Consider the following 12,227-nt stretch of genomic DNA (forward strand, 5'->3'; position numbering starts at 1 on the left):
GGCCGCAAAACTCAGGGGCGGCGACGCACGAACTTGCGCCACAGCCAGACCCACAGCAGTGCCAGCGGGAAGGCCAGGATCACGAAGGGCAGGGCCTGGCTGCCTTTCTCCAGGGCTGCGGCAGTGCCCTCGGCCAGGTTGTCCGGCAGGTCGCGCAGGGCGCGCTTGAGGCTTGAACCGCGTTCTGCGCCGTCACTGGGCAGGAAGTTCAGGGTCAGGCGGTTGGTGTCCAGGCGACGCTGGTGTCCGGCAGCTGTCTGGGCCAGCGCTTGCAGGTCATTCTCGATGCCTGCCTGCTCCTTGCTCAGGGCGATCAGGTCGCTGACGGTGATGTCCTTGCGCGCCGCCAGTTCATCCAAGCGCTGTTGCTGGGCCTTGAGTCGCTGTTGCTGGCGTTGCACATCGGCCACGGCGTCGGCCAGGTCTTCGGCGCTGGTGACCCGCTCGCCCAGTTCGGCCCCTTCGGACGCCTGCTTGACGATGGGTTCGACACCGTCCGGGGTGATTCGCAACACCACCCGAGCGCGGTACTTGCTCTGCTCCAGAAGCAGGATGTTGCAGGCGCCGAACTGGGCCTTTTCGCAGGACTCGCGGGTTTGTTCCAGGTGCGGGCCGATCTGTTCGGCGGGCAGGGACAGGGTCAGTTCGTGCTCGTAGGCCAGCAGGGCGCCAGCCTTGCCCTGGGCGCCGCCGAGGGCCACCGCGGAGCTGTTGTGATCACTGGGGGAGCAGGCGCTGAGGGCCAGGGCACCGAAGAAGGCAAAGGCCAGTCGGCGGCGGATGGCAGGGTGATCGTCCTGATGTTGCATGGAGGCTCCTTGAGTACTTGAAACTGCGGCTAGGGCGCAGGCGCGCATCTTACCGCTGTTCCCGGGATCACCACGATCGCGGCGCAAGTTATTTTCATCCATTTGCCTGGCTGATGCTCATGGGCACCGTGGTCAATCAGGGCTACACCTGTCGCCCTGTGCAACCCTCGTTACCCAGCGGTTCAAGGAGAACCTCATGAGCGAATCGGACATCCCCCCGGGCTTCAGTCCCTGGCCTCGCAGCAGCCCGCTGCTGGAGCTGATCGGCCCGGTCTATGGGCGTGGCAGTGGCCGTGAACTGTGCCTCGGCCTGCGCGCCGACACCCGCCATGCCAACGGCCGGGGCACGGTGCATGGCGGCATCATCGCCACCCTGGCGGACATCGGCATGGGCTACGCCATGGCGTTCTCCAGCGAGCCGCCGTTGCCGCTGATCACCGCCAGCATGACCCTCGACTACCTGGGGGCGGTGCAGGTCGGGGAATGGATCGAGGTGCGCCTGGAGCATGCCAAACGCGGCCGGCAGATGGCCTTTGCCACCGTGGTGCTGCGAGTCGGCGAGCGTGAAGTGGCCCGGGCCAGCGGCGTCTTCGCCGTCCCAACCGCAGCCCTGTAGCCGCTGCTGAGCCTGCGAGGCTGCGTAAAGGTCCGCAGGACCTTGCCTGGCGATCGCCAGCCAAACCGCTATCGATCTTGAGAGACCTTCGTCCCTACGGGCCGTTCGCAGCCTGCGGCAGCGGCTACACAAATCCTGGATCGGCATGGGCCTTGTAGCCGCTGCCGAGCGTCAGCGAGGCTGCGCAAAGGTCCGCAGGACCTTGCCTGGCGATCGCCAGCCAAACCGCTATCGATCTTGAGAACCCTGCGTCCCTGCGGGCCGTTCGCAGCCTGCGGCAGCGGCTACAGCTGCTTCCAGTCCAGGCCGAAGCGTGCCAGGTATTTGCGCAGGCGGTCGGCGTCGTTGGGGTTGGCCTTGCCCTGGCGCGATACGCCGAACAGCCGACGCCCGGCGTCCGACAGGCTGTCGGCGCGGCGGCATTCGGCAATCACCGCCTTGAGTTGCAGGCGGTCGAACAGGTCCAGCTCTACCTCGGCGCCCAACAGTTGCTGCAGTTCATCCTCGGCATTTTCCAGGCCCCAGGCGTGGCGCAGGCGCTGGATTTCCTCCTCGACCTGGGCCTGGTCGATGCGCCCGCTGTCGGCCAGGGTGGCCATGCGGGTGATGGACGCCGACAGCTCGCGGAAGTTGCCCAGCCACGCCGCTTCGCTGGAGCTGGCGAAGGCCAGGTAGCGGCGCCGCGCCTCCAGGTTGAAACGCACCAGTTGCCCTTGCTCCCGGGCGTGGCGCTCCAGCTCGAAGTCGATGTTCGGCTCGATGTCTTCGCGGCGCCCGGCCAGCCCCGGCAGGTTGAAGGTCCAGAGGTTGATCCGCGCATACAGGTCTTCGCGGAACAGGCCCTGGGCCACCCGGTCGCGCAGGTCGCGGTGGGTGCCGGCGATGATCAGGAAGTCGCTCTGCACCTCCTGGTCCGCGCCCATGGGAAAGAAGCGTTTTTCCTCGATGGCCTTGAGCAGCATGGCCTGTTCGTCCAGCCCCAGCTCGCCGATCTCGTCGAGAAACAGCATGCCGCCATCGGCCGCCCGCAGCAGGCCCTCCCGGGCGTTCTGGGCGCCGGTGAAGGCGCCCTTGATATGCCCGAACAGCGCCGACATGGCACCGTCGCCGCGCAGGGTGGCGCAGTTGACCTCGACAAAGCGCCCCTGCACCTGATGCCGCCCACGCTTGAGTTCGTAGATGCGCCGGGCCAGGAACGACTTGCCGGCACCGGTGGGGCCGATCAGCAGCATCGGCGCCTTGGAGCGCACCGCGACCCGCTCGATCTGCTCGATGGAGCGGTTGAACGCCGGGTTGCGGGTGGCGATCCCGGACTTGAGGAAGGCCAGGCCTTCCAGGCGCCTGTGGGCAAAACGCGAGGCGATGCGGTCGTAGCGCGACAAGTCGAGGTCGATCAGCGCGTGGGTGCCGGTAGCGTGTTCGCTGGGGTCGCGGCGCCGGGCCGGCGAGGTCTGGATCAGTCGGGCAGGGAGGTAGCGCGCCTCGGTCAGCAGGAACCAGCAGATCTGCGCCACGTGGGTGCCAGTGGTGATGTGCACCAGGTAGTCCTCGCGCTCGGTGTCGAACGGGTAGGCGCTGGTGAAGTCGTGCAGGGCGGCGTAGACCTCCTCGAAGTCCCAGGGGTTGTTCAGGCCCATGGGGTGCAGGCGCACTTCGGTTTCCGGCGACACCTGGCGCACATCGTTGGCCACCCGTTCGGCCAGGCTGACATCCCGGGCGTCCAGGCCGTGGATCAGTTCCAGGCGCTGGATCAGCACGTCCTGCTGCTGGCACAGACCGACCGTGGGCCGCCAATGGCTCCAGCGATTGGCGCCCTTGCCGACGCGATCGAGGGTGGAACCGATAAAACCGATGGCGACCGTGGGCTTGCTCGACATGTTTATACCTGAAGATAAAAAGCGATAGGTAAAGATATAAAAATATCGAGTCGTTTGTCTTGTCGAATGGCCAGTGAAAAAGCGAATAAAAATAAAACTTTTATAAATCAATAAGTTAAAAAATAATTTGCTGGAAAAATAAAACCTGGCACAGCGGCTGCAATGTATCTGGCAACGAACGAGACAACAGAGCGAGACGCCAAGATGGCCAACTTCCAGCTGTTCAACACCCAACAGGCAAAAGCGCCAGCGAGCACCACCCTGAACGCTTCCAAGGCACCGGCCTATGCCTACAACGCCAAGCATCGCCTGGCCCAGCTGGCGGTCACCGGTTGCCTGAACTCGACCTTCTACACCTCGCCTGAAGGCCAGCTGGACGCGGTGCTGCAACTGGTGAGCGAGCTGGACAGCCGCTTCGTCGCCCAGGCCGCCCGTTACGCTCGGCAGCAAGGCCATATGAAGGACATGCCGGCGCTGCTGCTGGCGGCGCTGACCGCGCAACGCTCGGCCCTGGTGCCGGAGCTGTTCGCCCAGGTGGTGGACAACGGCAAGATGCTGCGCAACTTCGTGCAGATCCTGCGCAGCGGCGTGACCGGGCGCAAATCCCTGGGGTCGCAGCCCAAGCGCCTGGTGCAGAACTGGTTGAACACGGCCAGCGAGCGTCAGCTGTTGCAGGCTTCGATCGGCACCAAGCCCTCCCTGGCGGACGTGCTGAAGATGGTTCACCCCAAGCCAAGCGATGCCTGGCGCGAAGCCTTCTTTGCCTGGGTGATCGGCAAGCCGGTGGATGCCCAGGCGCTGCCTGAGCTGACCCGGGACCTGCTGGCGTTTCGCAGCGGGGCGACACAGGAAGTGCCGCAGGTGCCGTTCCAGCTGCTCGGCAACGAGACACTGAGCGCCGGACAATGGGCGGCACAGGCCCGCAACATGGGCTGGCAGGGGCTGCGCATGAACCTCAACACCCTGGCGCGCCACGGCGCGTTCCAGGTGCCGGGTTGCAGCGAGTACTTGGCGGCGCGGCTGGCGGATGCCGGTGAAGTGGCCAAGGCACGGGTCTACCCGTACCAGTTGCTGGCGGCCTACCGCATGGCCGGCGAGGACGTGCCGCAAGCGGTCCGCGAGGCTCTGCAGGATGCCCTGGAGCTGTCCCTGGCCAACGTGCCGGCGCTGGCGGGCCACGTGGTGGTCTGCCCGGATGTCTCGGGCTCGATGCACAGCCCGGTCACCGGCTATCGCCAGGGCGCCACCACCGCGGTGCGTTGCATCGATGTGGCGGCACTGGTGGCGGCGGCGGTGTTGCGCAAGCAGCCGGCGGCGCGGGTCATGCCGTTCGAGCGGGGTGTGGTGAACATCCACCTCAACCCGCGGGACAGCGTGATGAGCAATGCACAGAAGCTGGCCAACATCGGCGGAGGCGGGACCAACTGCTCGGCGCCCCTGGCTCAACTGGCCAACGCCAAGAGCCGCGTGGACACCCTGATCCTGGTCTCGGACAACGAGTCGTGGATCGATGCGCGGCGTCATGGCGCCACGGAAACGATGCGCCAGTGGGAGCGGATCCGGGCCATCAACCCGCAGGCGAAGCTGGTGTGCATCGACATGCAACCCGGCGCCACGACCCAGGCGCTAGACCGCGAGGACATCCTCAACGTCGGCGGCTTCAGTGATGCGGTATTCGATGTGATCGAGCAGTTCACTGCGGGCAACTACGGTGCGCAGCACTGGGTCAAGGCAATCGAGGCGATGCCGCTCTGATCGCCGGAACATGAGATAAACCGTGCGCCGGCCAGCCGGCGCACACCACAGATTTTTTGATCATTGGCCCTGAATGCCGCTGTGACTACATCCAAAGGCGTCTCAGCAACTTTTGTCAGGGCCGGTGACGGCACGAATGCCAGTGGCTGTACATCCTGGTTAAGCCGGTTCGAATCCGGCCATCAGTCACTACTTTTGTCGTGCCACCTTTTTTGCAGTTTTTGCGACGAATGCGGATGGAACTACATCCCAGGTTCGGGATGCGGGTTCGATTCCCGCCGGTGCTGGAAAACGGCGCCGTGGTTCAATGGTCAGAACACGAACGCATTGTTCCATCGACTCTTGTCGTCGCATCTTTTTTCCCGCCTCGGCGGGATGGCAGCGAATGCCACGGGTACTACATTTTGTCGCGGGTTCGAGCCCCGCCAGCCGCAAGGCTGTAGCTCAGTCGGTAGAGCAAATGTGCCTGTTCCCTTGTCGCTGCCCGCAGGCCCGGCCTGCACCGATTGACCCGGCGAATGCCGGTGGAACTACAGGACAGCGTGGTCGCGGGTTCGAGTCCCGTTCACCGCAAGGTGCTAGCTCAGAGGCAGAGCGCGCTGCATGTTCCACCTTCACTTGTCGCCGTCTGTACCGAACACCGCAATTCCGTAGGAGCTGGCTTGCCAGCGAAGAGGCCCTTGAGATCGTCTTCTGCGCCCCCGGCTCCTACACACCCTAATGAACAAGGCCGGATCAGCGGCCACAGGAAAAAGAGTCAACGACATGGAACACAAAACCTACCAACTGCTGGAAGTGGCCAACGGCAAGCCGATCAAGATGTGGACCCAGGGCGTGCCGGTGGAAAACGAAGCCCGCCAGCAATTGATGAACACCGCCAAGATGCCGTTCATCTTCAAGCACCTGGCCGTGATGCCCGACGTGCACTTGGGTAAGGGGTCGACCATCGGTAGCGTGATCCCCACCGTAGGCGCGATCATCCCGGCCGCGGTCGGGGTGGATATCGGTTGCGGAATGATCGCCGCCCGTACTTCGCTGACCGCCTCGGACCTGCCGGATAACCTGGCCGGATTGCGTAGCGCCATTGAGGCGGCGGTGCCTCACGGTCGTACTTCGCCCCGTAGCGGTCGCGATAAGGGCGCCTGGGGCGATGTGCCGCAGCAGACCGACCAGGCATGGGCTGCGCTGCACCCGCGCTTCAAGGCGATCGCCGATAAGTACCCGGCCCTGGCCAACAGCAACAACCGCCAGCACCTGGGAACCCTCGGCGGCGGTAACCACTTCATCGAGGTTTGCCTGGATGAAGCCAACCGGGTCTGGTTCATGCTGCACAGCGGTTCCCGTGGCGTAGGTAACGCCATCGGCAACCTGTTCATTCATCTGGCACAGGCCGATATGCGTCAACATATCGCCAACCTGCCGGACCGTGACCTGGCCTACTTCGAGGAAGGCAGCCAACACTTCGACGATTACGTGGAAGCCGTGGCCTGGGCCCAGGATTTCGCCCGGCAGAACCGTGAGCTGATGATGCAACTGGTGATCCAGGCCACCCGCAAGGTGATCAGCAAGCCCTTCGAGGTGGCGCTGGAGGCCGTCAACTGCCACCACAACTACGTGCAGAAGGAGCGCCACTTCGGTGAAGAGGTGCTGGTGACCCGCAAGGGCGCGGTGTCGGCGAAAAAGGGCGAGCTGGGGATCATTCCGGGTTCGATGGGGGCCAAGAGCTTCATCGTTCGCGGGCTGGGTAACGAGGAGGCGTTCTGCTCCTGCAGCCACGGCGCGGGGCGTACCATGAGCCGCACCAAGGCCAAGAACACCTTCACCCTGGCCGACCAGATCCGCGCGACCGCTCATGTGGAGTGCCGTAAGGACGAAGCGGTGATCGACGAAATCCCGATGGCCTACAAGGACATCGACCAAGTGATGCACGCCCAGCGCGAGCTGGTGGAAGTGCTGCACACCCTGCGTCAGGTGGTGTGCGTTAAGGGGTAGAACAATGGACGACATGGACGCCTTGATAGCGGCGCCGCCCGGCTGGCATTACCAGCTGAGCGACTACGAAGCCCGCCGCGTGCGGGAGGTGATGGACGAATTGGACCGGCACAGCGCCTGGCTGGAGCTGAGCCGCTTCGGCAACGGTTTCGTGCGTCAGGCGGCGGTGCGCCACCTAGCCGCGCTGCCTTCGGCCGAGGCCTTGGCGGCCTTGCTGGAGCGCCTCAACGATTGGGTGCCCCAGGTGCGCCAAGAGGCCGCCGCGGCGGTCGAGGGGTATCTGGCGCCAGAGCGCGCCGAGCTGCTGTTGCAGAGCCTGAAGCCGCTGCTGGCCCTGGCCGACAAACAGCGCGCCGATCACGGTGCGACCCTGGAACGGGCGCGTTCGGTGTTGCAGCTGGCCCAGGTACGCGAAGAAGTTGAAGGCGCCTTTGGTGATTGCCGGGGCAAGGCCGCGCGCTTTGTCTTCGAGCTGTTGCTCGAAGGGGCGCAGGATCGGGCAGCGCTGCTGGCCCGGGCTTTGCGCCACAGCGAAGTCAGCGTGCGGCAGATGGCCGTGGATGCCTGCGCCGAGCTGCCTGCGGGGCAGGCCGTGCCCCTGCTGGAAGAGGTGATGCACAGCTGCGGTGCCAGTGTGCGGGTCAAGGCGCTGCGCTTGCTGCTGCCGTTGCTGGCCGATCCTCGCGAGTATCTGAGTCAGGCATTGCTGGACCCTTCGGGGGCCTTGCGTTGCCTGGCCCATTGGGCCGCGCCCCGTCATGGGCTGGACCCGCGCGAGGTATTGCTGCAACGGCTGCAACAGCCGGCACCACGGAACAAGCGCGCTTGGCTGGGGCTGTTGGGGCTGGTCAAGGAGCTGCAGGAGCCCATGGCCGATGCTATGGTGCGCCAGGCCCTGGCCTCGCCGGCGCCGAGTGTGCGCCTGCAGGCCCTGCAGACCCTGGGCGAGCGTGGCATGGCCGAGCAACTGGCGGCCCTGGACGACGCCTCGGACAAGGTCTTCAACTGCGCCCTGGGCCTGTTGCACGAGCAACCCTGGGCGGTGTTCGACGAAGCCCTGGAACAGCGTCTGGACCAGCACTGGCACGACCTGCCGAAGGCGCGGCGCTGGGCCCTGCTGGCCCTCAAGCCGGGCTGGCGCCAGCTGGAGTACCTGCTGTGGCGCCTGGGGCAGGGCGGCAGCGAAGCCGCCTATTGGCGCCAGACCCTGGCGCACTGGTGCGATAGCCGCTACGGGATGTTCGACCCGGTCACCCCCAAGCCGCTGCGCGAAGCCATGCTGCAGCGCTTGCAGGCCATGGAGGCAGCCGGTGAATTGCCCGCAGGTACAGCCCAGCGCCTGCTTTGAAGAATGGAGAGCGCCTTTATGCAGCCGCGGCCACTGTTGACCCGAATAGAAGATGAACACTGCCGCGCGCTACGCCAGCAACTGAAGGAGGTGTACTGCGTCTTCGATTTTGTGCTGCTGGCGGTCGAGCCCGAGGCGGTGGTGGATCAAGCCCTGCATCGCCAGGGCTTGCAGCACCTCTACCAGCACTTGATGGCCGAACGCCGCGAGCGCTGGGAGCAACTGCGCCAGGATCCGCGCTACGCCGACGTCGGCCTGACGTCGATGCGCTGGGAGCAGGAGCGGGCGGTACCCGAGGCGCTCAGCCAAGAACAGGTCCGGCAGTTGGTCTGCGAAAACCTGGAGCAGCAGGACCTGGCCTTGTACCGGGCGTTTCGCCAGCCGCCATACGGGCTGCATTTCCCCGGCGGCGCCGAGCAGGCGCGGCAGGTGTACGGCCAATGGCTGGACCTGCTGGGGCTGGACCCCGAACAGCAGCCCCAGGTGATCAACTGGGTAGGCAACCTGGAGCTGGACTGTCAGGCGCCGGACATGGGCCCGCACCTGCAGCCCTGGAGTGACTATTTCGACGAAGGCCTGGAGTGGTGGGGCGTCTGGTGCCTGACGGTGTGGAACCCCGTGCGCCGGACCCTGAGTGTGCTGGCTGCCAGCGCCACCGATTGAACAAGGAAAAAGGATCATGGAACACCTGGAGCGTCATCCCCTGAGCAGCGCCATGCGCGAGCGGGTATTGGCCGAGCTGGCGCGGATCGAGCGCGAGCGCAATGTGCAGGTGCTGTACGCCTGCGAATCCGGCAGTCGGGCCTGGGGTTTTGCCTCCACCGACAGTGATTACGACGTGCGTTTCGTCTACGTGGAAAAGCCCGAATGGTTCATCCAGGTGGATGCCGGGCGCGATGTGATCGAGCGGCCCCTGGACGACGAGCTGGACATCAGCGGCTGGGAACTGCGCAAGACCCTCGGGCTGTTGCGCAAGTCCAACCCGACCCTGCTGGAATGGCTGGATTCACCCCTGGTGTATCGCAGCGAAGCGGCCGCCACCGCGCGCCTGCGGGAGCTGGCGGAGGCGTTCTACAGCCCGCCGGCGGCACGCAATCATTATCTGTCGATGGCCAAGAAGAACTTTCGCGGTTACCTGCAAGGCGACAGCGTGCGTTTCAAGAAGTACTTCTACGTACTGCGGCCCTTGCTCGCGGTGCGCTGGATCGATCAAGGCCGCGGCCGACCGCCGATGACCTTCGCCGACCTGCTGACCACGGTCGACCACCCACTGCTGCTGGATGAAGTGGCCGAGCTGCTGGCCTTGAAACGCAGCGCCGAGGAGTCCGCCTACGGGCCGCGACGCCCGGCACTGCACGCCTTTATCGCCGCCGAGCTGGAACGCCCGGTGCCGAAACTGGCGCGCACCCATGAAGACAATGCGTTGCTGGACGCCTACCTGCGGGAAACGGTCCGGCACTACGCCTGAGGAATGAAATGAAACAGGAAGTCATCGAACTGGACGGCGCCATCGGCGGCGGCCAGGTACTGCGCAGCGCCTTGAGCTTGTCGATGCTCAGCGGCAAGACCCTGCGTATCCATAATATTCGTGCCCGGCGCAGCCGCCCGGGGCTGCTGCGTCAGCACCTGACGGCGGTGCAGGCGGCGACCCAGGTGTGCGGCGCCAAGACCTCGGGGGTCGAACTCGGCTCCCAGGCCCTGACCTTCGAGCCGGGGCCGATCCGTGGCGGCGACTACCGCTTCGCCATCGGCACCGCCGGCAGTTGCACCCTGGTGCTGCAGACCCTGCTGCCGGCCTTGTTGTACGCGCCGCAGCCCAGCCGCGTGAGCATCAGTGGCGGCACCCACAACCCCCTGGCGCCACCGGTGGATTTTCTCCAGCAGGCCTGGCTGCCGTTACTGCGGCGCATGGGCGGGCGGGTCGAGCTGCAACTGCTGCGCCACGGTTTTGTCCCGGCCGGCGGTGGCGAGCTGGAGGCCTTTGTCCAGCCTTCGGTGCTGCAGCCCCTGCACCTGGAGGCGCGTGGCGCACTGCTGGGGAGTCGGGCCTGGGCGCTGAGCGCGGGCCTGCCCGAGCATGTGGCGGAGCGCGAGTTGCGTCGGGTGCACAATCGCCTGGAACTGCCACGGGAGCACCTCACCCCGGTGCAGCTGGATGAACAATACGGCCCGGGCAATGTGCTGTTGCTGGAGTACGCCTTTGAACACCTGACCGAGCTGTTTTGCGGCTTCGGTCAGAACAGCCTGAGGGCGGAGAAGGTCGCTGACCTTGCCATCGATCAGGCCCGGGACTGGTTGGATTCCGGCGCCGCGGTGGCCGAGCACCTGGCCGATCAACTGTTGCTGCCCATGGCCCTGGCCGGCGGCGGCAGTTTCACCACGCCGCGCATGACCGAGCACCTGGAAAGCAATATCCGCGTGATCGAGGCGTTCCTGCCGGTGCGCATCCAGGCGCAGGCGGGCAATGCGCAGGCGCTGCGGGTCGAGTGTCTGGCCCGCCACGGCAATGAGTCCGCCACCTGATCGCCATCGGGGCCGGCATTGCCCGGCGCTCCTCATCCCTCAGGAGCCGGCTTGCCCGTGGAAGCGGTCCTGACATCGCCGCAGGACTCAAGGGCTGCTTCGCCGGCACACCGTCTCCCACGGGGGGGGCGGCGTTGCCGGATAATGCCCGGCTTCACGTTCGGAGAAGTACGCAATGGATCGCAACAGCTGGCTCAAGGCCTTGAACAAACTGCTGACGCTGGTGCAGCACGTGGTGGTGCTCGGCGGCTTTTTTCTCGCCGCGCTGTTACTGGGGTTCACCATCAAGTCCGAGTGGCAGCCCTTTCTGGCGGTCTTCCTGGCCTCGCTGCTGATGATCATCGGCGTGGTGGTGCATGAAGGCGGGCACTACCTGGGAGCCCGCTGCTGTGGGATGCCGGTGTTGCAGGCGCGGATCGCCGCGGTGGAGGTGCAGGTGTTGCGCCGCGGCTTGCGCCTGCGCTGGTCGCCGCAGCTCAAGCGCAATCGCCTGGGGGGCTATGTGATGGCGGCGAGCAACCTGCAACGGCCGTTGCGTCGGCAATGGATGCTGATGGCCCTCGGCGGGCCGCTGCTGAATCTGCTGGTGGCGGGCATGGCCCTGGCGCTCGGGCTGTACTGGCAAGGGGTGCCCGGGGCCCTGGCTCTGGCCTTTGCCATCATCAATCTGGTGCTGGGGGTGGGTAATCTGCTGCCGGCCTGGCAGGTATTGCCCAGCGACGGCATGTTGGCGCTGGGGTGGTACCTGCACCGCGACGATCAACGTCCGGAGCTGGCCCAGGCGCGCCTGCTGGCCCTGACCGTGGCCGGGGTGCCCAGCGCGCAACTGCCGGCCCGGGACCTCGACCTGCTGGCCCAGGGCGCCATGCCCGGCCCCCTGGTTGCCTTCGGCTACCGGCTCAATGCGAGGCAGGACCAGGGCGATTGGTCCGGGGTTCTGCAGATGGAGCAGGAGCTGGACCAGCTGCTTGCCGCCCGGGCCGGGGAGTTGACCGGCATGAGCGGCCTGATCGAGCTGTTGCGTGGCGAGCTGGGTTTCAGCCGTGCCTACCTGCAGCGCGACGCCGGCCTGCTCAAGGGCCTGTCGATGAGTGCCGATGTCGACTGGTTTACGCCCTGGTTGCGGCCGCGCTGCCAGGCATTGGCGGCCATCCTTGCAGGTGATCATCGGCAGGGCGAGGCCTATGTGCAGCAAGCGCTGCAGGCGGCGGATAACTGCGTGGTGCGCTCCCAGGGGCGCAGCGAAGCCTTGCTGGCCGCACACCTGCGGGCCCTGGCGCAGCCGTAGCGCGCCGCTGCGCCGGGCG

10 protein-coding genes are annotated in these 12,227 nt (G+C 65.8%); 8 read left to right on the top strand and 2 right to left on the bottom strand.

Annotated elements, in window-relative coordinates:
• Positions 1-11: 11 nt before the first annotated feature.
• The gene (locus tag PST29_RS11765; RefSeq protein WP_060843154.1) at positions 12-809 is read right to left on the bottom strand and encodes a DUF4349 domain-containing protein; all 798 of its coding nucleotides are present in this window, start codon (positions 807-809) and stop codon (positions 12-14) included.
• Positions 810-1,005: 196 nt separating this feature from the next.
• Here PST29_RS11765 and PST29_RS11770 point away from each other — a divergent pair, with 196 nt between their 5' ends.
• The gene (locus PST29_RS11770; RefSeq protein WP_060843155.1) at positions 1,006-1,425 is read left to right on the top strand and encodes a PaaI family thioesterase; all 420 of its coding nucleotides are present in this window, start codon (positions 1,006-1,008) and stop codon (positions 1,423-1,425) included.
• 284 nt (positions 1,426-1,709) lie between these two features.
• Here the strand turns inward: PST29_RS11770 and rtcR are convergent, their stop codons facing one another.
• The gene (gene rtcR / locus PST29_RS11775; RefSeq protein ID WP_060843156.1) at positions 1,710-3,302 is read right to left on the bottom strand and encodes an RNA repair transcriptional activator RtcR; all 1,593 of its coding nucleotides are present in this window, start codon (positions 3,300-3,302) and stop codon (positions 1,710-1,712) included.
• 204 nt (positions 3,303-3,506) lie between these two features.
• Between rtcR and PST29_RS11780 the strand changes: the two genes are divergently transcribed.
• From PST29_RS11780 to PST29_RS11810, 7 genes are all read left to right on the top strand, one after another.
• On the top strand, positions 3,507-5,057 hold the full coding sequence (locus PST29_RS11780) for an RNA-binding protein (protein ID WP_060843157.1): 1,551 nt from the start codon (positions 3,507-3,509) through the stop codon (positions 5,055-5,057).
• A gap of 765 nt (positions 5,058-5,822) precedes the next feature.
• Positions 5,823-7,049, top strand: coding sequence for an RtcB family protein (locus tag PST29_RS11785; protein WP_060843158.1), 1,227 nt, complete (start codon positions 5,823-5,825; stop codon positions 7,047-7,049).
• Between the two features lie 4 nt (positions 7,050-7,053).
• Complete coding sequence (locus tag PST29_RS11790) at positions 7,054-8,397, top strand: HEAT repeat domain-containing protein (protein ID WP_060843159.1); 1,344 nt, start codon at positions 7,054-7,056, stop codon at positions 8,395-8,397.
• A gap of 18 nt (positions 8,398-8,415) precedes the next feature.
• Entirely contained in the window at positions 8,416-9,060 is a 645-nt protein-coding gene (locus PST29_RS11795) for a hypothetical protein (RefSeq protein WP_232513223.1), read from the top strand.
• Between the two features lie 16 nt (positions 9,061-9,076).
• Positions 9,077-9,865, top strand: coding sequence for a nucleotidyltransferase domain-containing protein (locus tag PST29_RS11800; RefSeq protein WP_060843160.1), 789 nt, complete (start codon positions 9,077-9,079; stop codon positions 9,863-9,865).
• A gap of 8 nt (positions 9,866-9,873) precedes the next feature.
• The gene (gene rtcA / locus PST29_RS11805; protein WP_060843161.1) at positions 9,874-10,920 is read left to right on the top strand and encodes an RNA 3'-terminal phosphate cyclase; all 1,047 of its coding nucleotides are present in this window, start codon (positions 9,874-9,876) and stop codon (positions 10,918-10,920) included.
• A 175-nt stretch (positions 10,921-11,095) separates the two neighbouring features.
• The gene (locus PST29_RS11810; protein ID WP_060843162.1) at positions 11,096-12,208 is read left to right on the top strand and encodes a M50 family metallopeptidase; all 1,113 of its coding nucleotides are present in this window, start codon (positions 11,096-11,098) and stop codon (positions 12,206-12,208) included.
• Positions 12,209-12,227: the final 19 nt, after the last annotated feature.

It is taken from the genome of Pseudomonas sp. St29, from assembly GCF_001547915.1.
GTDB lineage: Bacteria > Pseudomonadota > Gammaproteobacteria > Pseudomonadales > Pseudomonadaceae > Aquipseudomonas.

Bases quoted from the DNA above. Each gene is read 5' to 3' on its own strand.
- PST29_RS11810 (WP_060843162.1), top strand. From the start codon at position 11,096: ATGGATCGCAACAGCTGGCTCAAGGCCTTGAACAAACTGCTGACGCTG.
- PST29_RS11800 (WP_060843160.1), top strand. From the start codon at position 9,077: ATGGAACACCTGGAGCGTCATCCCCTGAGCAGCGCCATGCGCGAGCGG.
- PST29_RS11770 (WP_060843155.1), top strand. From the start codon at position 1,006: ATGAGCGAATCGGACATCCCCCCGGGCTTCAGTCCCTGGCCTCGCAGC.
- PST29_RS11795 (WP_232513223.1), top strand. From the start codon at position 8,416: ATGCAGCCGCGGCCACTGTTGACCCGAATAGAAGATGAACACTGCCGC.
- rtcR (WP_060843156.1), bottom strand. From the start codon at position 3,302: ATGTCGAGCAAGCCCACGGTCGCCATCGGTTTTATCGGTTCCACCCTC.
- PST29_RS11785 (WP_060843158.1), top strand. From the start codon at position 5,823: ATGGAACACAAAACCTACCAACTGCTGGAAGTGGCCAACGGCAAGCCG.
- rtcA (WP_060843161.1), top strand. From the start codon at position 9,874: ATGAAACAGGAAGTCATCGAACTGGACGGCGCCATCGGCGGCGGCCAG.
- PST29_RS11790 (WP_060843159.1), top strand. From the start codon at position 7,054: ATGGACGACATGGACGCCTTGATAGCGGCGCCGCCCGGCTGGCATTAC.
- PST29_RS11765 (WP_060843154.1), bottom strand. From the start codon at position 809: ATGCAACATCAGGACGATCACCCTGCCATCCGCCGCCGACTGGCCTTT.
- PST29_RS11780 (WP_060843157.1), top strand. From the start codon at position 3,507: ATGGCCAACTTCCAGCTGTTCAACACCCAACAGGCAAAAGCGCCAGCG.